The organism is Flavobacterium sp., from assembly GCF_040379285.1.
In the GTDB taxonomy this organism is placed as follows: domain Bacteria; phylum Bacteroidota; class Bacteroidia; order Flavobacteriales; family Flavobacteriaceae; genus Flavobacterium.
Window position 1 is genome coordinate 25,174 of the sequence record NZ_JBEILJ010000007.1, and the last position, 23,900, is coordinate 49,073.

A 23,900-nucleotide genomic window follows, 5' to 3' on the forward strand; every position below is an offset into this window, starting at 1 on the left:
ATGTACATTTAAATAGTGATTTCTTAGGCGGGTAAAATTAAAAAATGAAAAAGAAGAAATGAAAAATTGCCCATTAAAGCTAAAATCCTCTTAAAAATGGACGCAAAAGCTTTGGCAATAGAGGCCAAAAAATGGGGAATGTGTATCTTTGAAAAAAAAAGAAATGCTATCGGAAAAGTTAGTCGAATTAGAGCCCAAAAAACACATTCTAATCAAAGGGGCTAGTATTCACAATCTTAAACATCTTAACCTCGCCATTCCTCGCAACCAACTGGTCGTTATCACAGGACTATCGGGTTCAGGAAAGTCGTCAATTGCTTTTGACACCCTCTATGCAGAAGGACAACGACGTTATGTAGAAAGTTTATCAGCTTATGCCCGTCAATTTCTGGGTCGCCTAGATAAACCCAAGGTTGAATATATCAAAGGAATCGCGCCAGCTATAGCTATTGAGCAAAAAGTCAACACCACCAATGCGCGTTCGACCGTAGGTACCTCTACAGAAATTTACGACTACTTAAAATTGCTTTACGCACGTATTGGGAAAACTATTTCACCGATTTCGGGAAATGAAGTAAAAAAAGATACCGTTTCTTCTGTTATTGACCATGTGAAGACCTTAGAGCCCGAAACCCGTTGGTTGCTGCTTGCTCCTATTCATGTGGAAGAAGGTAGAGCCTTAGAAGACAAACTCAACGTTCTTCTACAACAAGGATTTATCCGTATTTTGGTGGACAATGAAATGCTGCGTCTGGATGAAATTGACCTAAAATCGGTCCCCAAGGAAAATATTCGTTTAGTTATTGATCGCATTGTGGTCAAAGAGGAAGAGGCCTTTTACAACCGTTTAGCCGATGCCATTCAAACGGCTTTTTATGAAGGAAAAGGAACCTGCTACATTGCGTCAGTAGATCACGAAATTTGTACTGAATTCAATACCAACTTTGAACTTGATGGGTTGACCTTCCTTGAACCCAACATTCATTTGTTCAGTTTTAACAATCCCTATGGCGCTTGCCCTCGTTGTGAAGGCTATGGAAATATTATCGGTATCGATGAAGATTTAGTTATTCCTAATACGGCTTTATCGGTATTTGAAAATGCAATTTTTCCCTGGCGTGGCGAAAGCATGAGTTGGTATCGGGATCAATTGGTAAACAACGCCTACAAATTTGATTTCCCCATTCACAAACCGTTTTTTCAATTGGAACCTGCCCAAAAAGAATTGGTGTGGCAGGGAAATAGCTACTTTGTCGGGTTGCATGATTTTTTTAAGGAATTAGAGGAAAAAAACTATAAAATACAAAATCGGGTAATGCTGTCCCGTTACCGCGGGAAAACAAAATGTCCCGTATGTAAGGGAAAACGGCTACGCGAAGAAGCGCAATATGTGCACGTTGGCGGGAAAACCCTCGGCGAACTCGTAGCCATGCCTATTCGGATGTTATTACCATTTTTTGAAACACTGCAATTGTCGGAACACGATGCGCAAGTGGCCAAAAGACTCTTGTTGGAAATTAAAAACCGTTTGCGTTTTTTAAAAAATGTGGGCTTAGATTACCTTACATTAAACCGCAACTCGGCTACACTCTCGGGCGGAGAATCGCAACGTATTAATTTGGCAACCTCATTAGGCAGCAGTTTAGTGGGTTCGATGTACATTCTTGATGAACCCAGTATCGGTTTGCATCCCAAAGACACGGAATTGCTTATTGAAGTGTTAAAAAACCTACGCGATTTGGGCAACACGGTCATTGTGGTTGAACATGACGAAGATATCATGCGGGAAGCTGATATGATAATCGATATCGGTCCCGAAGCGGGGAGTTTGGGAGGCGAATTGGTGGCCCAAGGCACTTTTTCCGAAATTTTAGAAGCCAACTCGTTAACGGCTCAATATTTAAACGGTAAAATGGAAATTCCAGTGCCTAAAGTTCGTAGAAAATGGTCGGCTTACATTGACATTTTAGGCGCTAGAGAACACAACCTTCAAAACGTAGACGTCCGATTTCCTTTGGAGTGTCTTACCGTAATTACCGGGGTTTCGGGTAGTGGTAAGAGTACATTGGTCAAACGAATTCTTTTCCCAGCTTTACAAAAAAAACTCGAAGGTATTGGCGAAAAAGCGGGGCAGTTTAGCGATATGCAAGGCCACTACCATCGGATTCATCATATTGAATATGTCGATCAAAATCCAATTGGCCGAAGCTCGCGTTCAAATCCTGTCACTTATATCAAAGCTTACGATGACATTCGGGATTTGTTTGCCAAGGAAAAACTATCCAAAATACGCGGCTACCAACCCAAACATTTTTCGTTTAATGTAGATGGTGGACGCTGTGAAACGTGCAAAGGAGACGGAACGATTAATGTGGAAATGGTATTCATGGCCGATGTTGAATTGCCCTGTGAAACCTGTGGTGGTAAACGTTTTAAGAAAGAAATTTTGGAAGTTCAATGTAACGGTCTCAACATCGATGCGATACTCAACTTAACCATTGATGAGGCCATTGCCTTTTTTAAAAAGCACGAACTAAATAAAATTGTACAAAAATTACAACCCTTACAAGATGTAGGTTTAGGATATGTGCAGTTGGGACAGTCTTCGTCTACTTTATCGGGCGGTGAAGCGCAACGAATAAAACTCGCTTCATTTCTAGTGAAAGGCGCAACCAAGGAAAAAGCACTTTTTGTTTTTGATGAACCCACCACCGGACTTCATTTTCACGACATCAAGAAGTTACTCGCATCGTTTGAAGCACTCATCGAAAAAGGCCACTCTATCATCGTAATTGAGCACAATTTGGATTTAATCAAATGTGCCGATTGGATTATTGATTTGGGTCCGGAGGGAGGCGAAAGAGGAGGGCAATTGATGGCTTTTGGAACTCCTGAGGAAATTGCTAAGAATCCGGAATCGATAACAGGCCAATACTTAAAAGCAAAGTTATAATGAAAAACCCCTTCTCATCATGAAGGGGTTTTTGCTATTTTTTATTCTAAAACAATCTTCCGGGTAACTCTGGTAGAATCCGATTCCATAACCGCCATATACATACCACGAGCCAAATGACCTACGGCAAACCCCTTGACCAAAGGCGCATCGGTAACCGCTTGGGATAATACAATTTTACCGGTGCTGTCTATCAAGCTAAATTGATACTCATTTTTGGGAAATGTCCCCAAATTCCAATAAATCTCATTCGTCGCTGGATTGGGGAAAACCGACATTTGATATTCCTGTACTGACGATGTGCTTAGGGTTGTACTCGCTACTGCAAAATGCAACATCGCCCCCGTAGCAGCTTGGGCCACTTTATAGTTGTACACCGGATCCATATTGACCAATAAATCGGTAGCCGTGTGTCGGTGCGTTGTTTCATTGGTTTCATAAAACCCTGTAATGACTTCACCGTTATCTTCAAATGTCATATAATCGGACGCATAGGCATACGACAAATTGGTATTTAGGGGCGAATACAATTCAGTACATGTAATCAATTGTTGCGTCATGGCATTAGAAGCCGCATTATTGGAAGTTGGACTCCCTGTATCGCGCTCACAAGTAATGGTATCGTTGATATCTCCGGCAACTCCGCCTACTTGATCAATATTGAATACCAAACGGATACTCATTTTGGGGGTGGTGCCATTGACAACGGTGTTGACATAATTTTGACTTCCACGCAAACCATCTTCTTCCCCCGAGAAATTGATAAAACGAATGGAATATTCCGTGGGGACATTTTGCAATAAACGCGCGACTTCCAAAATAGCCGCTACCCCACTCCCATTATCATTGGTCCCTGTACCTACAATAGAATCATAATGACCACATATAATGACATAGGTATTGGGATAGGTGGTTCCGATTTTGGTGACTACTAAATTTTTACACACGGCTGACGAACCCGAATAGGTATAGGAAAACTCTTGAAGCTGGTTGGCCGTGTAGCCGTAGCTAAGGTATTTGCTCTTCAACCAATCTAAAGTATTTTGCAACGCTGCGGTGCCGCGTCGTTTTACACCTAAATCTTCAAACTCAGTCAAATTGTTCGTGACATTCGTTTGAGAACACTGATTGGCAATGTCGGCATAGGCTTGAATAAAAGATTGGGCATTTGAGACAAATTGAAATCCAATTAAAGAAAAGAGGACCAGTAGGTATTTTTTCATGGGGTAATCTTCAATAAAGTGGTTTGTTGTGGAGTCAAATATACTAAAATTATCTTGAAAATAAAGCAGTCACCTGAAGTAAGAGTTTTGCATTCAACAGATTAAAAATCATTAACAAATCGTTGACAATTCTATCGATAAAGATGGCACAGCAATTGAAAATACCTTTACATCACAATGATCGAAGAAGCTGAAAATCGAAAGAGTAAGCACCAACCGTAAACCGAATGCCTTATGAAAACTATTACGCTTTTATCCAGTTTAGTGTTCGCTTTTAACACTTGGGCTCATGCCACTACTTTGGAGTTTGCTAACCACCGTCATGGTCTACACTTCAATGAAGCCGAACCGATTCAATTTATGGAACGCGGGATTGTATTTTATGTGTTCTTGAATGGTGATTTTGACTTCAATACCCGTCCTGAAGATGTTGGAGGTAGCTACTACTTCCGCGGTGCAAGCTCCAAAACTATGGCGCGAGGAAGTCGCCCTGTAAATTATGGGGTTTTGATTGAATTTGACTCCTTTGGACGTGTACGACGCGTTGGTAACACATTCATCAACTATGATAGTCGTGATCGAGTAAGTCGAATTGGAAGTGTGTTCATGTACTACAACCGTTTTGCGCTAACGCAAATTGGCGGTATGCGAATCGTTTACAATCGCTTGGGTCAAATCGTCCATACCGTGGGAAGCGTCAAACGCCATGGCTTTACACCTAATTACTATGAGCAAGCCACCTGTTCAACCACCTATTACGGTTCAAGTACCCATTATTTCCCTGGAGGCTATTACTACCGCACAACAGATCAAAATACAAGACAAGTAGAAACGTCGGAATCTACAGCAAATGAAGAGTAAATAAAGTTTGGGTTAGTTAGTTTGATTCGGAGACCCTGTAGTCCTAGGATTACAGGGTTTTCTATTTTTTCATCGTTTTAAAAAACGAGGCAAAAAACGATCCAATACTTCGTTTACCTCATCGGAAACGCGAAGATAATAATGGGCAAACAGATACAGTGGCGCCACTAATAAAGATTTAAATACGATGTTAATTATCGGGTGGAAAGGAAAATCCCAAGCATAAAATAGCCCAAAAACAACCATTAAAACTACTAACGATCGAACCGTATACAGGGTAAAAGGAAAAAGTTTCAACTTCTTAACGACAAAAACAAATTTCACCGTATTGTACAGCATGATTGTCAGTAATGTTGCCAAAGCCGAACCATTGATACCATACATAGGAATACAAATGGTATTCAAAACAATCATCAATACCACAGTAGCCACGCCAAAAAATAAAACCATGCGGTAGTATCGGGTATTGACAATTATCGCGTTGTTATTGCCCAAAAGCACATCGTAATACTTAGAAATCCCTATCATAAATACCACCCAAACGCCCCCGTCGTAATTATCGGGAATAATGCGATACAACATGTGGATATTGGTTAGAATTAATACCAACAATAAACCGCCAGTGATTTGCAAATTGATGGATGTTTTTTGATATAATTGTTGCAATTCATCCCATCTTTCTTGCACCATCAAGCGCGCAGTAATTGGGGATACAATTTGATTCATCGCACGGTAAGGTACTGCAATAACGGTGGCAATAAAAATAGCTACCGAATACACTGCATTGTGCGCGATAGGTAGATATTGCGGAATCATTACTTTATCAAAATCGACCAACATAACCGCAATGCCTCCCGATACGATAATGAAGGAAGAATAATAAAATATCTCTTTAAAATTATGCGGAATTTGTAAGGCAAAAGAAGGGCGTCGCACCCGCATCGCATAAGCAAACATGACTACCGTTTGTAACGCATAAATCCCTGTAACACTGTATATAAATTGTGCCTTCGTGAGGTAATCAAAATGAAGCAAAATCAAATGAAACATGATTAAAGCCCGTCCGAAAACCTCATAAATAAAGTTGCCATAAACCGAACGTAAATGCACTTTTACCCATGCATAAAAAACTTCAAAATAGGCCATTAGAAAACCAATAACCGGAATTAAACCGAAAAAGGGTTGTAACGAAGGATTTTCAGTCACCCAATAGGAAGCGATGCTATCGTAAAAACAGTAAAACAATACGCCAATAGGAATCATTAAGTAAAAAGGAACCAACGCCATAAATGCAAGAAAACGCTCTCGCTTGGCCTCTGAATCGTATTGAGTATAAAACCGAATGATGGTGTTTTGTGCGCCAAAAGCCATCAAGGGCATCATAATATTGGCCCCAGAAAGCAAGGTCGATACAATGCCATAATGTTCTTTTCCTAAAAAATGGGTATAAAAAAACAAGGCATTAATCGCACCAATTCCAAAACCGAAAAAGGTAATGACGGTATTTTTAATGGATTGATTTTGAACTATTCCCATTTAAACGGAATGAATTAGTTGAACCAATGCTTGGGTTAGTTGCTTTCGCGAATACTGTTGGAGTCCCACGGGATGTGTCTGGAGATTACCCGCTTGATACTGAGTGTAAAGTTCGCTAATTTTTTGCTTCAATGCGACTTTTTCCGCATAGGTAAAAAAAGTACCTGTGTTCGTAGAATTTACAATTTCGGCAAAATCAGAACCTTTCGGACCCAAAGCAACGATCGGACGACCGGAAACCATATATTCAAATAATTTTCCAGGGATAATACTGCGGGTTTCTGTCGAGTCAATTTCGATCAATAATAGAACTTGGGATTTACGCTGATGCGCTACTGCTTCGTCATGGGCTACATACCCCAAATTATTCACGTACGGATTCAGTTGATAATGGGAAATGCTTTGCAACACTTCTTCACTGACTTTACCGATTAACTTCAAGGAAAAATCAGCAGCAAACTGTGGATTTTCATGAATAAGTTCGGCTAAAACTTCCCATAAAATAATTGGATTTCGGTCGGAAAGAAACGAACCGATGTGCGCAAGGGAAAACGAAGTATCCAACGTTTGTGGGGGTACTTGTTCGGTATCGTAGCCATTGGTGATGACTGTAATAGGTTGGGAAGTAAGCGCAGAAAATTCTTCTTTTGTGGTGGGACTCGTCACCAAAATATGATCGGCGCTTTGCAATACTTGTCGCTCCAAGTCACGATGAATTTTAGCCGCATACCTTGACAACTTTAAGGCTTTGTGGTACCCAATGGTCGTCCATGGATCACGAAAATCGGCTATCCATTTTACATTCATCGAAGCACGCAATTGCTTACCTATTAAATGCAAACTGTGCGGCGGACCCGAAGTAATGATCGTGGTAATCCCTTCTTTTTCTATATAATTTTTTAAAAAATGAACCGACGGTTTTACCCATAAAAAGCGGGCATCAGGAATAAAAATATTGCCCCGAACCCATAGCAGAAATTTTTGTAAAACCGATTGTTTTTGGGCTGCGGGTATAATCCCTGAACTGATTTTTTGAGTCGATTTTTTTGAAAACAAAGCCGCCCATTGGTAGGGCTCTCGAATTTTCTTTTTGATCACGATGGCCTTCTCCGACACTTCACGAAGCAAACCCGCATCTTGTATGGGATAACTGGGATTTTCGGGGACATACACATAAGGAATCACGTCAAAATCGGGAAGGTATTTTACAAATTTTAACCAACGCTGTACGCCTGGCCCTCCCGCAGGTGGCCAATAGTAGGTGATGATTAAAACTTTTTCCTTAGTGGTACTCATACCTTACGAGGGAGAATGTTCTTTCTGTTGGCGACGGTCAAGATAAATACCCACAATGGATAACAAAACAATTAGGATAAAACTGATTAACGATACCATGCTGCCTGTTTTTACCACTTGGGGTTCAAACGTGAACGTGATCGTGTGTTTACCCGCAGGAACAACCATACCCCGTAATGCAAAGTTTACCTTGCCATAAGCTACGGATTTTCCATCGATTTTGGCCTGCCACCCCGGTTTGTAATACATTTCAGAAAACACTACAAAACCTTCATGCTTGCTGTTGGAAACATAGATTAACTTATTGGGACGGTAGGCTGTGAGTTGTACACGAGCCGTGGTATCGCGCACAAATCGCGTTGGTGTGGGTTTAAATTCATTGCGATTATAAACGGCAACCGACTTGGTTTTCAACGTATCTAAGCTTTTCATTACCGCATCATCCGAGGGTACGCCTTGAATCGAATGGACAAACCAAGCATTCCCATTGGCATTGGGATTAAGGGTGGGAAACTGCTCCCCTTTTTCATTCACTTGGATAATGTATTTGATGTTCAACATATCCAATACCTCTTTGTTATTTTTGGCAATTTGATAGTCAAACAACTCCTGAATGGCACGGGGTTTAACAGCACTGTATCCGCCTATCGATTTGTGGAAAAAGGACGCGCGGGCACTACTCATATTGCCTTCTACATCCAATACGCGGTAGTAGGTAGTGTCTTGTAAGATTTGTTCGTCGGCGGGCGTGGCTTGAAAAGGACGATCAACCTCATGTGCGGAGACGAAATCAGTACTATCGACATATTTTTTATCGACCAATACCAAATCAATAACCATAACGATACCGACACAGAGGATGGTATTCATAGCGCCTAATTTTACTTTGGAAAAACGCCAAAGAAACACAAAGGCTAAAGCCATTAAAAATCCGGAGCGCAACAAATCGGCGGCATACAAGGTTTCCCGATCGGCTTTTAGGGCGTCGATAAAACCTATACCGAATGATTTATCTTGTCCTTCACTAAACATGCGAAGTAAATCCGCATCCAAAGTCCCCGAAAAATTAAAACTGCTTTTGAGGAAAAAAATTAGCAGCAAAATACCCAAACAAGTCAGTCCTGCTTTCTTCAAATTATTCCATCGCTTTTCGGGCTCAGTGGTCATAAACGCATGGAGTCCCATAATTGCCAATACCGGTATACACAATTCCAAAACGACTTGAATTGAAGATACCGCGCGAAACTTATCGTACAAAGGAACATAATCGATAAAAAAGTCGGTTAAGGCTGGGAAATTTCTCCCCCATGACAGCAGCAACGATACCAAAGCTCCACCAAAAAAAACCCATTTAAGCTGACGTTTGTCATGATACAAGGCCAAAACAAAAAGAAAGAAAACAACGGCTCCGATATAGGCAGGTGCGGCAACAATGGGTTGCTCTCCCCAATAGGTTCGCGCATACGCATCGGTAAACTGGCGGGCTTCTGACTCGGTTGCCCCATAGTTCAACATGAATTGATACACGCTCGAATCGTCGCTTAACTTTTCGTCGTTACCTCCACCAAACAATCGGGGAGCGATAAGATTTAAACTCTCGGCAATTCCGTAACTGTACTCTGTAATATAACTTCGGTCAAGAGTGGCCTTATCGGTTTTGGGCTTTCCGTCGGGTTCCAATTGCAAGGCACTCTTTCCACGGGTACTAAATTGCGCATATTCTTGGGTAGCGAGAAGTGACGTGGCATTGGCCCCTATCGCTAGAATTAAAGTGATGGCAAAGGTGGCAACGGTTTTCCCTAAGGCCGAAAAGTCCTTTTCGCGCAGCATTTTGATACCGTAATAAATGCCCAATCCTAAAAGTACGATGAGCAAATAGTAGGTCATTTGAAAGTGATTGGCATTGATTTCGAGCGCAACTGCAAAAAGCGTTAAAATGCCCCCCCACAAATACCGTTTTTGAAACACCCATAAAACACCGGCTACGACCAACGGCATGTAGGCGATTGCATGGGCTTTGGCGTTGTGTCCCACACCCAAAATGATAATCAAATAGGTTGAAAAACCAAAAGCTAAAGCCCCAAAGAAGGCCTTCAACGGATCGGTTTTAAGCACGAGCATTAGCACGTAAAACCCAATAAAATAAAGCCATAAATAATCGGCAGGACGCGGTAAAAAACGCAATATATCGTCGATTGCACCGATGTAATCGTGAGGGTATTTTGCCCCCAATTGGTAGGTGGGCATTCCCCCAAAAGCACTATTGGTCCAATACGGCTCGGTATCATAGGTAGCGCGAAAATCATTTTGCTCCTTGGCCATACCCGTATATTGTACGATATCGCTTTGATAAATTTTTCTTCCTTGTAAAATGGGATAAAAATAGAATACAGCTATGAGGATAAATCCCGAAATGGCTAACAAATGAGGATATCCTTTTTGAAGGTATGCTTGAATTTTTTGCATCATAAAAATAAATTTGCTAATCCTTTACTTCTTCAAAATCGATGTATTCACCGACTTGTTTTTCGCTCTTCTTGGGCGCTGAAGTTGAGGCTTTAGTAGACTGATTTTGTTGGTGTTGACGGAATTTATCTTCCATCTGTTGATTGGCTTTTTCAACCACTTTTTGCGCTAAGATAGGCAACAATAAGCGGGCGATAAAACGAAATAAGTAGTAAAACAGAATGATATAAAACAAGGTCTTTAGAAGTCCTTGTAAACTGGCTTCCTGCATGGGTATAAATTTTGTCAAAAATACTAAAAACCATATAGGAAATCATGGTGTAGGTCATAAATAAATAATAAAAAGTGTACTTTTGGGTCACCTAACCCACAACTAATTGACCATGAAATCCACCCATTTACATCTGTTGGTTCTCACCCTTGGCTCATTACTCACCCATGCGCAGTATACGGATGAAATCAACACCAATCGTCCCGGCGAATCGATGAATGCTTATGCGGTTGGAAAACGTGTCCTACAATTTGAGTCGGGATTTAGCTACAGTCAGGAACAATTTGACCGTAATGCCTTCAATACCGAAGGATATTTGGTGAGTTTGACCACGCGTTATGGATTTTTTAAAGAGGAATTGGAAGGGATTTTAGAAATGACCTACCAAAACGACAGCTACTTTTCACCGGCGGGCAATTTTCATCGAGACGGCTTCCGACGGGTTCTTTTGGGATTTAAATATTTGATTTATGATCCGTTTAAAAACTATGATGCCAAACCCAACTTATACAGCTGGAAAGCCAACCATAAATTCAATTGGCGCATGATGATTCCAGCGGTATCGGTTTATGCGGGAACCAATATTAAAGTGGGGAATTATCCTTTTATGTATCCCGGCGAATCTTATGGTACTTTTAGTCCAAAAGTGATGTTGATTTCTCAAAATGTATTTTCTGGAGCTTGGGCTTTTGTAACGAATACCTTTGTAGACAAAATTGCCTCCAACAACCAAACTGTGGGATTCATTGGAACCATTACCAAAGGATTTGATCGTTGGTCGGGATTTATTGAAGGAAAAATGCTCAGCGGAGGCTATTACAGCGATGTGTTTATGACCGCAGGAGCAGCCTATTTATGGGGAACGAGTTTTCAAGTCGATGCGTTTATCAGTCAAAACATGAAAAATACCCCTTCGATTACATACGCTGGTTTGGGCGTTTCGTGGCGAACGGATACGTATTATGAAGACAATTTGATTCGCGCTCCCAAAAAAGAAGAAAAGAAAAAGAAAAAAACCAAAGGCGAGAAGAAAAAAGAAAAAGAGAAAGAAAAACTAAAAAAACGTTTGGACGAAGTTCCCACAGCAAAACCTTAATACGATGATTACCCTTATAGAAGTCAATTCAAAAGCCTTATTTCGCGAATTTGTCACCTTTCCGTTTCGTTTGTATAAAAACGATCCCAACTGGGTGCCGCCCTTGATTGAAGACGAATTGGCCACGTTGGATGCATCAAAAAACCCCGCTTTTGACCAAGCTGAAGCCTTGTTTTACTTGGCGCAACGCGAGGGAATAACCGTGGGTCGCATTGCAGCGATTATCAATTGGGAAGAAGTGAACAACCAAAAGAAACGCAAGGTCCGCTTCGGATGGTGGGATGTTATTGATGATCTTTCGGTGACGGAAGCACTTTTAGAAAAAGTATATGCTTTGGGAAAAAAACATGACCTTACCTATGTAGAGGGTCCGATGGGTTTTTCTAATTTGGATAAAGTTGGCGTGGTCACCGAGGGATTTGACCGTTTGGCTTCCATGATTACCTGGTATAATTATCCTTACTTCAAAACGCATTTGGAACACTTGGGATTTGTTAAAGAAAAAGAATACCTAGAAAATGTGTTTTCATTTAAAAGTATCGAAATCGAACCGTATCGAAAAGCAAGTACCTTGATACAAAAGCGTTACCAAGTGGTGTGCAAAAATTTCAATAAAACGGCAGAAATAATGCCTTATGTTGATGAAATGTTTGATTTGTTTAACAAAGCTTATGCCTCCTTAGCCTCTTTTGTAGCGATTAATGCTAAGCAAAAGGAATATTTTAAAAAAAAATACATTAGTTTAATCAAACCCGAGTACATCAAGTTTGTTTTTGATAATGCTGGAAAACTAATCGCTTTTGGAATTGTAATGCCGAATCTATCCGCAGCAATGAAAAAAGCTAATGGTAAACTGTTTCCTTTTGGGTTTTATTACCTGTTGAAAGCGCAAAAAAAACACGAAGAAGTTTTATTTTATCTCATTGGAGTTGATCCCGATTATCAAAACAAAGGAGTAACCGCCTTAATTTTTGAAGCGTATTATGATTCCTTCCAAAAAAATGGGGTACAAACTTGTGTTCGTACCCCAGAATTAGAGGAGAATACGGCCATTCATAACATCTGGAAGAACTTCAACCCAACCGTTTTCAGACGCAGAAGGACCTATAAAAAATATTTATAATTATTCTCCGAGATAAATAAATCCATTCGCTGCCATATAAGGGTTTTGAATGTTTAGAGATTCTTGAGTAACACCACCATTAATAGAAGAAGTGGTATGTGAATGCGATCCGCTTGAGGTGGTTTGTGCTGTATTCGTTGAGGCATTCAACAGTTGAAAGGTAATACCACCTGTAAGATTTAAGTTGTAACTCCCCACAGAACCAGCTCCATGGGTATGCGCGCCATTGGTAGAGGTTGAGAGCGTAACATCGGGTAATTGATTTTGAGAAATGGTCACGGTTGAATTACCACCATAAAAACCAAGAGGTTTACTAACACTCGAACCTACTAAAGTTTTATCCGATAAATTTGGTATGCTCTCACCAAACCCTAAAAGTGTGGCAGCCGCTTGTTGTGAAGGTGTTAATGCGCTAACAGAACGACCGTTTAACAACACCCAACCTTGATGATCGGTCGTTTTGAGACTGTATTTCATGTCACCAAAATCGTGTACTTGTTGATAGATGGCAAGCCATTTGACACCATCATAATAGTAATAGCGATTGACAGTTGTAAAATACACCAATTGTCCCGCACGATTTCCTGTGGTAGGCAGGGCGTCCACTTGTGGAATAGCAATTCCCGCAGCTGCATCAGGTGCACTGGGATTGGTTGTTCGAACATCTAAATCGGCTTGCGGATCTGTGGTTCCGATACCAACTTGTGCAAAAGATACACTTGTTGCAAAAAAACTGATAAGTAGTAATTTTTGTTTCATAGTAGTTCAATTTTGAAACTCAGAATTAGGGCTTTTGAGTAGGTTAAACATTTTTTTTTACTGCTGAATACCATTCGCTTTAAACGAGTATATTGTATTGTTATCAGGGTAAATCGTATTCAAATGTAGAATTATCCTACAAAGTAAAAAAACTTTTTATCGGTTAAATACTATAATTTTCGACGAAATGAGTTTAATGTTATTTTTTGTAAGTATTTTCGTATTTTACAAAAAGCAATAAATGATTGGTGATAAAAGTGTGAAATAAAAAAATCCACCCCGAAGGATGGACTTTTTATAGAGCATAAAAATTTATTTTTGTTGGTTACGATACATCAACCGTAGTGGCTTCCGCGATTTGTTTGTAGGTTCCGTTTTCTAACTTTTCACGGATAGCTTCAAAAGCGGCTAATGTTTCATCAATATCTTTTTTTGTATGGGAAGCTGTAGGTATCATACGCAATAGAATAATCCCCTTAGGAATTACAGGATACACCACAATAGAGAGGAATATATTATAATTTTCTCGCAAATCATTCACCATAACCATCGCTTCTGGAATTGAGCCTTCCAAATATACCGGAGTTACACAGGTATTGGTATCACCAATATTAAAACCGCGACTCGTCAATCCATTTTGCAAATAATTAACATTTTCCCATAGCTTATCTTTCAACTCAGGCATGGTGCGCAACATTTCCAAACGTTTCAAAGCTCCAACGGTCATAATCATAGGTAAAGACTTGGCAAACATTTGAGAACGAAGGTTATATTTTAAATAATCAATCACGTCTTGGTCGGCGGCTACAAAGGCACCAATACTGGCCATTGATTTGGCAAACGTAGAGAAATAGACATCAATTGCATCCTGGCACCCTTGCTCTTCCCCTGCCCCGGCACCTGTTTTTCCTAACGTTCCAAAACCATGAGCATCGTCAACTAACAATCGGAAGTTGTACTTAGACTTCAAGTCGACAATTTCTTTGATCTTTCCTTGTTGTCCACGCATACCAAAAACACCTTCAGTAATGACGAGAATACCTCCGCCATTTTCTTCCGCCATTTTGGTAGCCCGTTGTAAGTTTTTTTCCAAACTCTCAACATCATTGTGCTTGTAGGTAAAACGTTTTCCCATGTGCAAACGCACGCCATCAATAATACAACCGTGCGAATCGACATCGTAGACAATCACATCGTTTTTGGTCACTAATGCATCGATAATCGACACCATTCCTTGGTAACCAAAATTCAATAAATAAGCCGCTTCTTTTTGGACAAAAGTCGCCAGTTCATTTTGCAATTGTTCGTGTAATGTGGTATGACCACTCATCATACGTGCCCCCATCGGGTAAGCGGCACCGAATTGTTGTGCTGCTTCCGTATCTACTTTGCGAATTTCGGGATGATTGGCTAAACCTAAGTAATCATTAATACTCCAGTTTAAAATTTCTTTTCCTTGAAACTGCATTCGAGGCCCTAATTCACCTTCCAGCTTTGGAAAAACATAATACCCCTCTGCTTGAGAAGCCCATCGCCCTAACGGCCCTTTATTTTGTTGAATTCGTTCAAATAAATCTTTTACCATGATTCAAAACAGGTTATAATCGTTGCAAAAATAACGATAATCGATTTCTAATCATAGCGCTTTAACACGATTCTATCAACAACATATCGTTTATAATTCTTGCCTACACGTCAATATTGCTTCCAATAATCGCTCTTTGTCGACGGGTTTGGTCATATAATGGTTCATCCCCAATTCCCGAAGTCGAACTTTGGCAGCTTCCATAACATCGGCCTTTACAGCAATGATAGGGATAGCAGCCGTATTGATTCCCGATTACCCCTTATTGACTATGGTCGTTTCATATCCATATATAATGGGCATTTACAAATCCGTCAATATTAAATTGTAAACTTAGATCGAAAGATAAGTCAGTGCTTTATTTCGGCACACAGATTGCAAATGGAGAACGGGAAAGAAAGGCAAAATTGTGCCAATACCATTCCGCTCCAAAAAAGAGAAATAAATCCAATAGCCATACGAAGATTTGGGGAACAACGCATGATCAATTTGATTAGAGTGTGAAGTAATATACGATATAGTAGGTCATTCGGTTTTATGACTCAATTATTTTTTTTAAAGCTATTTTAAATTACTTTTTTAAGATGTAAAAAATTGGAAGCTAAATAAAAGTTGTTAGTTATTGGTTGCTTTTATATAGATTTGAAACAAAAAAGATGAAACTCGTTTTTGCCTCCAATAATGCCCATAAAATTACTGAAATTCAAGCCATGTTACCCCCATCCATTGAATTGTTGGGTTTACAAGACATTGGGTGCTTTGAAGACATTCCCGAAACCGCCTCAACCCTCGAGGGGAATGCCCAATTGAAAGCGGATTATGTTACGGAGAACTATAGCCTTCCCTGTTTTGCTGATGATACAGGACTTGAAGTAGAGGCACTTAACGGAGCGCCTGGGGTATATTCAGCACGGTATGCGGGCGAACAGAAAAATGCGCTAGACAATATGCAAAAGCTCTTGACGGCATTAGAAGGTAAAAGCAATCGAAAAGCCCAATTTAAAACCGTTATTGCCTTGAATATCAACGGAAAATCACACCAATTTACAGGTATTGTACAAGGCGAAATTAGCAAAGAAAAAAAAGGAACCCAAGGATTTGGCTACGACCCGATTTTTGTCCCAGAAGGCTTTACTAGCAGCTTTGCCGAAATGAATCAAGACGAAAAAGCCCGACTCAGTCACCGCGGAAAAGCAGTGGCGCAGCTAATTGCATTTTTGACCGATAAATAAAGAAAAAACTACATCTTGGGCAGGTAAACCCTATTTTATACACGCTTTCGTCATTTTTCTAGCAAAATAACTGAATTAATCGCAGTAGGATTTGATGTAATTTATTGAATTTCAAGCCAAATAATCCCGAATGCCCGCTTACTAATCACTTAATAATTAGCTATATCCAATTATTAAGTCTACCTTTGCCCCCGAATTAATACGATCTATGAATAAATTTGAACAATTAGGCCTGAACGCCGCGCTTCTTCAAGCGATTGGCGATATGGGATTTGAAACTCCATCGGAGGTTCAAGAAAAAGCGATTCCTGTGCTTTTGGAACAGGAGACTGACCTTGTGGCTTTGGCCCAAACCGGAACCGGAAAAACAGCAGCCTTTGGCTTTCCGTTACTTCAAAAAATAGATGTCGAGGACCGCAGTACGCAAGCCTTGATTTTATCGCCCACCCGCGAACTTTGTCTCCAAATTACGAACGAACTTAAACAGTACTCTAAATACATTAAAGGACTTCATGTCGTGGCCGTTTATGGGGGCGCTAGCATTACCGAACAAGCCCGTGAAGTAAAACGTGGGGCTCAGGTTATTGTAGCGACACCCGGACGTATGCAAGACATGATTAACCGTGGATTTGTCAACATTAAAAACATCGCTTACTGCATCTTGGATGAAGCCGATGAAATGTTGAATATGGGATTCTACGACGATATCTGTGCTATCCTTTCCGATACGCCCGATGACAAGTCTACTTGGTTGTTTTCGGCTACCATGCCTGCCGAAGTGGCGCGCATCGCGAAAAAGTTTATGGCCGACCCCGTTGAAATTACAGTCGGTGCTAAAAACTCAGGTACAGCAACGGTTTCCCATGAATTTTATGTGGTCAATGCCCGCGATCGATACGAAGCATTAAAACGGTTGGCCGATGCCAATCCCGATATTTTCTCGGTTATTTTTTGTCGTACCAAACGCGATACACAAGCCGTTGCTGAAAAACTTATCGAAGACGGTTACAATGCCGCAGCTTTACATGGCGACTTGTCACAAGCGCAACGCGACTCGGTGATGAAATCCTTCCGTGGACGACAAATCCAAATGTTGGTTGCTACCGATGTGGCGGCTCGTGGAATTGATGTTGACAACGTTACCCACGTCATCAATTACCAATTACCCGATGAAATTGAAACCTACAACCACCGTTCGGGTCGTACTGGACGTGCAGGAAAATTGGGAACTTCAATTGTAATTATTACCAAATCAGAAGTACGAAAAATCCACACCATCGAAAAAATCATCAAACAAAAGTTTGAAGAAAAAACGATTCCTAGTGGTATCGAAATCTGCGAAATTCAATTATTGCATTTAGCCAATAAAATTCATGATACCGAAATCGACCATGAAATCGACAATTACCTGCCTGCGATATACCAGGTTTTTGAAAACCTAAGCAAAGAGGATTTGATTCGTAAAATGGTATCGGTAGAATTTAACCGTTTCTTGAATTACTATAAAAAGAAAAAAGACCTATCGAGCGAACGCAGCAGTGAACGTTCCTCAGGCGGTTCAATCAAAGCAGGCGATGCGGTTCGTTATTTTATCAATATCGGAACACGCGATGATTTTGATTGGATGAAATTGAAAGATTTCTTGCGCGAAGCCTTAGATTTAGGACGTGACGATGTTTTCAAAGTTGATGTAAAAGAAGGGTTCTCTTTCTTCAATACCGACGGAGAACATGCTGAACGTGTCATGGATATTTTTAGCAACTTCCAATTGGAAGGCCGAAAAATTAACGTTGAAATTTCTAAAAATGACAACGGTGGACGTAAAAGTGGCCGTGGTGATTTTGGAGGTAAACGCGAACGTCGTGATCGTTTTGCCGACCATTCAGAACGCCGCAGTGAACGCCGTAGCGAAGGACGTTTTGAACCCCGTGGTGAACGCCGTAGTGGTGGTGAAGCAAGGCCTTTGGGAAGACGTAGTGATGCTAGTCGCGATCGACAGCCCGCCAACAAAGCTTTTGAAGCAGCCAAACGCCGCCGTAAAAGTTAGATACAAGCCCTCTTCGGAGGGTTTTTTTTGTATATAACTTTGATGCCTCTGCAATCGACGACACCCCTTTGTTCATGAATCAGGGAGGTGATTAAACTTCTATTGGAGGCTACTTCATCCCAAAACAAAAGACGCTCCCCTAGCGATAGGCTGTTAATTTTCTGATAATCTTTCGATACGAAATTGGAATTCCTGTTAAAATTGCTACTTTTAACACTGAATTTGGTGACCATGCAATACCGCTATTTATTACTTTTCTTTAGTATTTTTCTTGGTGTCTCTGCCCAAACCAACCCTACCGATCGCTTGGTGAAAGGAACTATTGTCAATAGCGCCTCTACCCTGCCTGTAGCTAATGTGAATATTATCAATATTAATAAAGTCAAAGGAACGCAAACCAATACTAAAGGAGAGTTTGAAATCAATGCTTCCGTCAACGATACGCTTCACATCACCATGATTGGATTTCAATCCCTTCGGGTTCGTGTCACCAACGACTGGATTAAAACCGGAACCGCTCGTTTGGAACTGACCGAAAAAGCGATTGCGCTTGAAGAAGTGGTGATCCGAAAATACAAGCTCACAGGGTATCTTGAGGTCGACACCAAATTAATTCCCATTGCTGAAAATTATCGCTATAGCATTTCTGGCTTACCACAAGCGTATGAAGCGGGAGAATCCTCCCCCAACGCCTTTACTCGTGTGGTCAACTCGGTTTTCAATCCGGCAGATATGCTGTATAATTTCTTTGGGAAAAAACCCAAAGAACTCCGTAAATTACGGGAAATGAAAAAAGACGATACGGTTAAAAATCTTTTAGAAACCAAATACGATCGGGAAACCATTGCTATCCTTTTGGGAGTAGATAAAAAAGATATTGCCGAAATTCTCAGCCGCTGTAGTTACTCGGAAGCCTTTATCGAAACCGCCAACGACCTCCAAATCATGGAAGCCATCAGCCAATGCTATGAACAGTATAAAGTATTGAGCAAGTCCAAATAATTCCTCTTTCTACATTTTTTCTCCCTAAATTACAGTACCTTGGGCTCTTAAAATTTAAGACTCATGCGTAAATTCGCTCTTTTTGCCATTCTATCGATAGCATTCCTCACCGTTTCTTGTAAATCACGTACTCAAAAAATGCACGAATTTGTCAATGGTTTTAATCAAACCGCTGCGATGTCCTACAGCGGACTTTCGGGCACCCAAGCCAAAGTAGGAGGTTTGGACGTTATCGAGTTAAACTTGGCATCTCCCTTAGACATTAACGATCCTACGGCTTCGCAAGCAGCACAGTTAATGATTTCGGCACTTCCAGCCATGTTTCAACGCGAAGAATCGATGATGAAACTCATCAACGAAGGCGTAAAGTTTAAAGTTAGAATCATCGACACCAACGGCCGAATCATCACCGATGCGCTTGTAGATAAACCGTATTTGGATAAAACCCAACAAAGTAGCCCGATCAATGATGGTCAATCGGCTGAAGAAACAGCAATCAACGCCTTGAATGCGAGTTTACCCATGAAATATGAAGATGGAAGTCGCTTGATGAAAATTGAACGCACATCGAGAAACGAACTCACCTATACCTTAGAAATGCCTGCCGACATGCAGGAAATTCTTAAATCACCCAATGCAGAACCTTTGTTGAAAGAGGTGCTAAAATCAGATCCCTCTACACAAAATACACTTCGCCGTATGCGTGGCATTGGGATTACTAAAGTCACCTACAAATTAATCACTCCAGAGAGCAAAGCCATTCAATCCATGACATTTAATGCGTCAGAATTTTAAGCGATGGAAAGTAATAATCCTTGGCGTAAAATTCTCACGTTCGGAATTTTGATTTTTGCGCTAGTTCGTATCGCCCTTTTATGCAGTCGAACCCAACAAGCGCCAACCATTTCCCTAGTAAATCAATCGGTAAATAATGCCCTTCAAATGCAGCAAGAAAACCTGCAACGGATTCGCGAAACCCAATATGCACAGGCCCCCAAAGCCTTGTATACTCCGTATCAAGAATTGCGTGAAACCGAAGATATTGTGTTGTTGCAACGCGGTATTCAACGGTTGGCTAAAGACAGTTTATTTCCCTTTGACATCAACACAAGTATTCGCTTGACCAAAGAAACAATGTTCCTTACCCATCCGCCAATGCCCATTCGCTTCGGCTTCAAGTCGACCGATAATACAGTTACCTATGTTATTGAATACGAAGGCGAAGAAAAAGGAAATATTTGGCTAAAACAACATCGGGAAGCTTTTAAACTCAGTAAAAAAGAGGCTTCTTCTGAGCGCACCGACCAATTGTTTTACCAATTTCAACAGGAGGATCGAACCTTTAATGGATATGGGGTATCAACCACCGATCAGGGAGTAACCACACTGATGGTCGTTGAAAGTCCAAAACTAACATCGGCCCAACTCCAAACACACTTTCTTATGTTTGCGTTGACGAATTTTGTGAAGGTTCAAAAGAAGGAGGCTGCGAATAACGTTCCATAATTCGTGCAACATCTTTGATTGAATTTTGGGTCCATTGCATTCGATAATGCAGGCGTTCCTCGGGGGTTAATGACCATGCGATTTCCGATTGGCGCAATCGTGACGTAAGGTCTTGTATAACAATCGCAGCGGAAACCGAAATATTTAAACTTTCTGTAAATCCAACCATTGGAATCTTTAAGAATCCATCGGCTTGTGCCAGAATTTCAGGAGATAAGCCTTCTTTTTCTGTCCCAAAAAAAAGGGCTGATCGTTGGGAGATATCAAACTCGTGTAGCAGACAGGAATCGTTGTGCGGGGTGGTGGCGATAATTTGATACCCTTGTGAACGCAACTTTTCGATGCAAGAGGTTACGGAATTATACCGCTGCACATCGACCCATTTTTGCGCCCCCATGGCAATTTCTCGATCGATTCGCTTGCCAAACTTTTGTTCGATAACATGCAACTGCTGCACACCAAACACTTCACAACTACGCATCACTGCACTGGTATTATGCAATTGATACACGTCTTCCATCGCAATAGTAATATGATTGGTACGCGAAGCCAATATCTTTTGAAACTTTTCTTTGCGTTCTTCGGTTAAAAACCCCTCGAGATAGGCTAACAAGTTCAAATCGACCATGAGTATTTTTTTAGCTAAAATACAATAAGGAAGTTGAATTAAAAATGAAGTACTGTTCGCAAAGCGTAAACTTTGTAAGGCAATAGATTTTTGATCGTTGTTGTTTCTTTACAATTAACTTCCTACTTTGCGTTAACCAATCAATGAATCCTATCCAAATAACCACGCACCACCTACTGTATCTAGAATTCATAACTCATAATTTATAACTTACAATTGAAAACACTTACCATTTTAACAGGCGCCGGTATTTCGGCAGAAAGTGGGATTGCCACGTTTCGCGATGCCAACGGTCTTTGGGAAGGTCATGACGTTATGGAAGTGGCTACTCCCGAGGGGTTTAGACGTAATCCTGAATTGGTATTGGAATTTTACAACCAACGACGACGGCAATTGCATACCGTACAAGCCAATACAGGGCACACTACTTTGGCCGCGATGGAGCAGGACTATCGCATACACATCGTTACGCAAAATGTGGATGATTTGCATGAAAGGGCGGGCAGTTCACATGTTTTACACCTTCACGGTGAACTATTGAAAGTGCGATCGACCCAAGACCCCAACTACATAATTGACTGGCCTGGTGATTTGCATTGGGGGGATAGTGATCAAAAGGGAGCACAACTGCGTCCCAATATCGTATGGTTTGGTGAGGAGGTTCCTGCACTTGAACAAGCCCTACACTATGTACAACAAGCGGATGCCGTTGTCGTGATAGGAACGTCCCTGCAAGTGTATCCTGCGGCAGGACTTATTCACTATGCGCGACCGGGTGTTCCCTTGTTTTACATTGACCCCAAACCCGCATCCCTGTATGATGTGGCTAATCCGTTGGAAATCATTTCGGAATCGGCTACAATAGGCGTTCCCCTGCTTTGGGAAAAGTTAAAAAAAGTACTGTGATAGCTTGGCGTTTCCGAAATCAAATCCGTAATTTTGCGCCTTAACAACACAACCTATGTCACTTACTGCACTGAACGCCATATCGCCCATAGACGGACGTTATCGTAAAGTTACCCAACCGCTTGCTGCGTATTTTTCGGAAGAAGCGTTAATCAAATACCGTGTTCTTGTGGAAATCGAGTATTTTATCGCTTTGTGTGAAGCGGGTATTCCACAATTGAAGAACGTTAATCCATCGGTTTTTCCAAGTCTTCGGGAGTTGTACAACGAATTTACAACGGAAGATGCCTTGTGGATTAAGGAAACTGAAAAAACGACCAACCATGATGTTAAAGCTGTTGAATATTTTATCAAACATAAATTTGACGCCTTAGGTTTAGAACCCTTCAAAGAATTCATTCACTTTGGACTGACCTCGCAAGACATTAATAATACGGCTATTCCACTCTCGACAAAACAGGCTTTTGAGAAAGTGTATTTGCCTTCGTTAATTGCAGTTATCGCCAAACTCAAACAATTGTCGATGGAATGGCATGATGTACCTATGTTGGCGCGTACCCATGGGCAGCCCGCTTCTCCTACCCGCTTGGGTAAAGAGATTTTGGTGTTTGTGGAACGATTGGAAGAACAAATGCGATTGCTGTTTAATGTTCCTTTTGCCGCCAAATTTGGGGGAGCTACTGGAAATTACAACGCGCATCGAATAGCCTATCCGAATACGGACTGGAAAAATTTTGGAACCAATTTCGTGGAAGGCATTTTGGGGTTACACCATTCGTTTCCTACCACACAAATTGAGCATTACGACCATTTTGCCGCTTTTTTTGATGCGTTAAAGCGAATCAATACGATATTAATTGATTTGGATCGCGATCTATGGACCTATGTGTCAATGGATTATTTTAAGCAAAAAATCAAAGCGGGTGAAATTGGATCTTCAGCTATGCCGCACAAGGTGAATCCGATTGATTTTGAAAATTCAGAAGGAAACTTAGGGATGGCCAATGCATTATTTGAACATTTAGCCGCCAAATTACCGATTTCCCGATTGCAACGTGATTTGACCGATAGTACCGTTTTGCGTAACGTGGGCGTTCCCCTTGGTCATACCCTTATTGCCTTTGAAGCTACTTTAAAAGGTTTGAACAAGTTATTATTGAACGAAGCCAAATTAGCCGAAGATTTGGAAAACAACTGGGCTGTGGTGGCTGAGGCTATTCAAACGATTTTGCGTCGTGAAGGGTATCCGAATCCGTATGAAGCCTTAAAAGATTTAACCCGAACCAACAGTGCTATTAACCAACAATCTATACAAGCGTTCATACAAACCTTAAAGGTAAATGATGCTGTCAAAGCCGAATTGATGGCCATTACTCCGAGCAACTACTTGGGAATATGAGGGTTATTGTA

Annotated in this window: 19 protein-coding genes; 11 read left to right on the forward strand and 8 right to left on the reverse strand. The window is 40.9% G+C overall.

Going from position 1 to position 23,900, the window contains the following annotated elements; all coding sequences use genetic code 11:
- Positions 1 to 163: 163 nt before the first annotated feature.
- Entirely contained in the window at positions 164 to 2,953 is a 2,790-nt protein-coding gene (uvrA, locus tag ABWO12_RS02860; protein WP_353087111.1) for an excinuclease ABC subunit UvrA, read from the forward strand.
- A gap of 41 nt (positions 2,954 to 2,994) precedes the next feature.
- On the opposite strand, the gene ABWO12_RS02865 is transcribed toward uvrA, so the two are convergent.
- Complete coding sequence (locus tag ABWO12_RS02865) at positions 2,995 to 4,176, reverse strand: M20/M25/M40 family metallo-hydrolase (RefSeq protein WP_353087042.1); 1,182 nt, start codon at positions 4,174 to 4,176, stop codon at positions 2,995 to 2,997.
- Positions 4,177 to 4,410: 234 nt separating this feature from the next.
- On the opposite strand from ABWO12_RS02865, the gene ABWO12_RS02870 reads away from it, so the two are divergent.
- Positions 4,411 to 5,037 (forward strand): hypothetical protein, encoded by a 627-nt coding sequence (locus ABWO12_RS02870; RefSeq protein WP_353087044.1) that lies wholly within the window; start codon positions 4,411 to 4,413, stop codon positions 5,035 to 5,037.
- A gap of 69 nt (positions 5,038 to 5,106) precedes the next feature.
- Here the strand turns inward: ABWO12_RS02870 and ABWO12_RS02875 are convergent, their stop codons facing one another.
- The 4 genes from ABWO12_RS02875 to ABWO12_RS02890 are packed head-to-tail and all read right to left on the reverse strand — an operon-like array spanning position 5,107 to position 10,606.
- Positions 5,107 to 6,573: a lipopolysaccharide biosynthesis protein gene (locus tag ABWO12_RS02875; protein ID WP_353087046.1), complete on the reverse strand. Its 1,467-nt coding sequence runs from the start codon at positions 6,571 to 6,573 to the stop codon at positions 5,107 to 5,109.
- Complete coding sequence (locus ABWO12_RS02880; protein ID WP_353087048.1) at positions 6,574 to 7,869, reverse strand: glycosyltransferase family 4 protein; 1,296 nt, start codon at positions 7,867 to 7,869, stop codon at positions 6,574 to 6,576.
- A gap of 3 nt (positions 7,870 to 7,872) precedes the next feature.
- On the reverse strand, positions 7,873 to 10,338 hold the full coding sequence (locus ABWO12_RS02885; protein ID WP_353087050.1) for a YfhO family protein: 2,466 nt from the start codon (positions 10,336 to 10,338) through the stop codon (positions 7,873 to 7,875).
- Positions 10,339 to 10,351: 13 nt separating this feature from the next.
- The gene (locus tag ABWO12_RS02890) at positions 10,352 to 10,606 is read right to left on the reverse strand and encodes a DUF4834 domain-containing protein (protein ID WP_353087052.1); all 255 of its coding nucleotides are present in this window, start codon (positions 10,604 to 10,606) and stop codon (positions 10,352 to 10,354) included.
- A gap of 112 nt (positions 10,607 to 10,718) precedes the next feature.
- On the opposite strand from ABWO12_RS02890, the gene ABWO12_RS02895 reads away from it, so the two are divergent.
- Positions 10,719 to 11,702: a transporter gene (locus tag ABWO12_RS02895; protein WP_353087054.1), complete on the forward strand. Its 984-nt coding sequence runs from the start codon at positions 10,719 to 10,721 to the stop codon at positions 11,700 to 11,702.
- 4 nt (positions 11,703 to 11,706) lie between these two features.
- Entirely contained in the window at positions 11,707 to 12,825 is a 1,119-nt protein-coding gene (locus ABWO12_RS02900; protein ID WP_353087056.1) for a GTP cyclohydrolase, read from the forward strand.
- On the opposite strand, the gene ABWO12_RS02905 is transcribed toward ABWO12_RS02900, so the two are convergent.
- Both ABWO12_RS02905 and capB read right to left on the reverse strand, forming a co-directional pair.
- A complete protein-coding gene (locus ABWO12_RS02905) occupies positions 12,826 to 13,584 on the reverse strand; it encodes a phage tail-like protein (protein ID WP_353087058.1) in 759 nt (252 codons plus the stop codon). It lies immediately after the preceding gene.
- A 325-nt stretch (positions 13,585 to 13,909) separates the two neighbouring features.
- Positions 13,910 to 15,169, reverse strand: a complete 1,260-nt coding sequence (gene capB / locus ABWO12_RS02910; protein ID WP_353087060.1) for a cysteate-C-fatty acyltransferase — start codon at positions 15,167 to 15,169, stop codon at positions 13,910 to 13,912.
- Between the two features lie 656 nt (positions 15,170 to 15,825).
- On the opposite strand from capB, the gene ABWO12_RS02915 reads away from it, so the two are divergent.
- The 5 genes from ABWO12_RS02915 (at position 15,826) to ABWO12_RS02935 (ending at position 20,956) form a co-directional block, all read left to right on the forward strand.
- On the forward strand, positions 15,826 to 16,401 hold the full coding sequence (locus tag ABWO12_RS02915) for a non-canonical purine NTP diphosphatase (protein ID WP_353087061.1): 576 nt from the start codon (positions 15,826 to 15,828) through the stop codon (positions 16,399 to 16,401).
- 208 nt (positions 16,402 to 16,609) lie between these two features.
- Positions 16,610 to 18,448: a DEAD/DEAH box helicase gene (locus ABWO12_RS02920; protein ID WP_353087063.1), complete on the forward strand. Its 1,839-nt coding sequence runs from the start codon at positions 16,610 to 16,612 to the stop codon at positions 18,446 to 18,448.
- Positions 18,449 to 18,679: 231 nt separating this feature from the next.
- Entirely contained in the window at positions 18,680 to 19,450 is a 771-nt protein-coding gene (locus ABWO12_RS02925; RefSeq protein WP_353087065.1) for a carboxypeptidase-like regulatory domain-containing protein, read from the forward strand.
- A gap of 63 nt (positions 19,451 to 19,513) precedes the next feature.
- The gene (locus tag ABWO12_RS02930) at positions 19,514 to 20,245 is read left to right on the forward strand and encodes a hypothetical protein (protein ID WP_353087067.1); all 732 of its coding nucleotides are present in this window, start codon (positions 19,514 to 19,516) and stop codon (positions 20,243 to 20,245) included.
- Positions 20,246 to 20,248: 3 nt separating this feature from the next.
- Positions 20,249 to 20,956, forward strand: coding sequence for a hypothetical protein (locus tag ABWO12_RS02935; protein WP_353087069.1), 708 nt, complete (start codon positions 20,249 to 20,251; stop codon positions 20,954 to 20,956).
- Here ABWO12_RS02935 and ABWO12_RS02940 read toward each other — a convergent pair.
- Complete coding sequence (locus ABWO12_RS02940; RefSeq protein WP_353087070.1) at positions 20,892 to 21,584, reverse strand: TrmH family RNA methyltransferase; 693 nt, start codon at positions 21,582 to 21,584, stop codon at positions 20,892 to 20,894. The genes ABWO12_RS02935 and ABWO12_RS02940 overlap by 65 nt on opposite strands.
- Before the next feature lie 216 nt (positions 21,585 to 21,800).
- Here ABWO12_RS02940 and ABWO12_RS02945 point away from each other — a divergent pair, with 216 nt between their 5' ends.
- Complete coding sequence (locus ABWO12_RS02945) at positions 21,801 to 22,490, forward strand: SIR2 family NAD-dependent protein deacylase (protein ID WP_353087072.1); 690 nt, start codon at positions 21,801 to 21,803, stop codon at positions 22,488 to 22,490.
- 55 nt (positions 22,491 to 22,545) lie between these two features.
- Complete coding sequence (gene purB, locus ABWO12_RS02950) at positions 22,546 to 23,889, forward strand: adenylosuccinate lyase (RefSeq protein WP_353087074.1); 1,344 nt, start codon at positions 22,546 to 22,548, stop codon at positions 23,887 to 23,889.
- Positions 23,890 to 23,900: the final 11 nt, after the last annotated feature.

Coding starts and splice junctions, on each gene's coding strand:
- uvrA (WP_353087111.1), top strand. CDS start 164: ATGCTATCGGAAAAGTTAGTCGAATTAGAGCCCAAAAAACACATTCTA.
- ABWO12_RS02865 (WP_353087042.1), bottom strand. CDS start 4,176: ATGAAAAAATACCTACTGGTCCTCTTTTCTTTAATTGGATTTCAATTT.
- ABWO12_RS02870 (WP_353087044.1), top strand. CDS start 4,411: ATGAAAACTATTACGCTTTTATCCAGTTTAGTGTTCGCTTTTAACACT.
- ABWO12_RS02875 (WP_353087046.1), bottom strand. CDS start 6,573: ATGGGAATAGTTCAAAATCAATCCATTAAAAATACCGTCATTACCTTT.
- ABWO12_RS02880 (WP_353087048.1), bottom strand. CDS start 7,869: ATGAGTACCACTAAGGAAAAAGTTTTAATCATCACCTACTATTGGCCA.
- ABWO12_RS02885 (WP_353087050.1), bottom strand. CDS start 10,338: ATGATGCAAAAAATTCAAGCATACCTTCAAAAAGGATATCCTCATTTG.
- ABWO12_RS02890 (WP_353087052.1), bottom strand. CDS start 10,606: ATGCAGGAAGCCAGTTTACAAGGACTTCTAAAGACCTTGTTTTATATC.
- ABWO12_RS02895 (WP_353087054.1), top strand. CDS start 10,719: ATGAAATCCACCCATTTACATCTGTTGGTTCTCACCCTTGGCTCATTA.
- ABWO12_RS02900 (WP_353087056.1), top strand. CDS start 11,707: ATGATTACCCTTATAGAAGTCAATTCAAAAGCCTTATTTCGCGAATTT.
- ABWO12_RS02905 (WP_353087058.1), bottom strand. CDS start 13,584: ATGAAACAAAAATTACTACTTATCAGTTTTTTTGCAACAAGTGTATCT.
- capB (WP_353087060.1), bottom strand. CDS start 15,169: ATGGTAAAAGATTTATTTGAACGAATTCAACAAAATAAAGGGCCGTTA.
- ABWO12_RS02915 (WP_353087061.1), top strand. CDS start 15,826: ATGAAACTCGTTTTTGCCTCCAATAATGCCCATAAAATTACTGAAATT.
- ABWO12_RS02920 (WP_353087063.1), top strand. CDS start 16,610: ATGAATAAATTTGAACAATTAGGCCTGAACGCCGCGCTTCTTCAAGCG.
- ABWO12_RS02925 (WP_353087065.1), top strand. CDS start 18,680: ATGCAATACCGCTATTTATTACTTTTCTTTAGTATTTTTCTTGGTGTC.
- ABWO12_RS02930 (WP_353087067.1), top strand. CDS start 19,514: ATGCGTAAATTCGCTCTTTTTGCCATTCTATCGATAGCATTCCTCACC.
- ABWO12_RS02935 (WP_353087069.1), top strand. CDS start 20,249: ATGGAAAGTAATAATCCTTGGCGTAAAATTCTCACGTTCGGAATTTTG.
- ABWO12_RS02940 (WP_353087070.1), bottom strand. CDS start 21,584: ATGGTCGATTTGAACTTGTTAGCCTATCTCGAGGGGTTTTTAACCGAA.
- purB (WP_353087074.1), top strand. CDS start 22,546: ATGTCACTTACTGCACTGAACGCCATATCGCCCATAGACGGACGTTAT.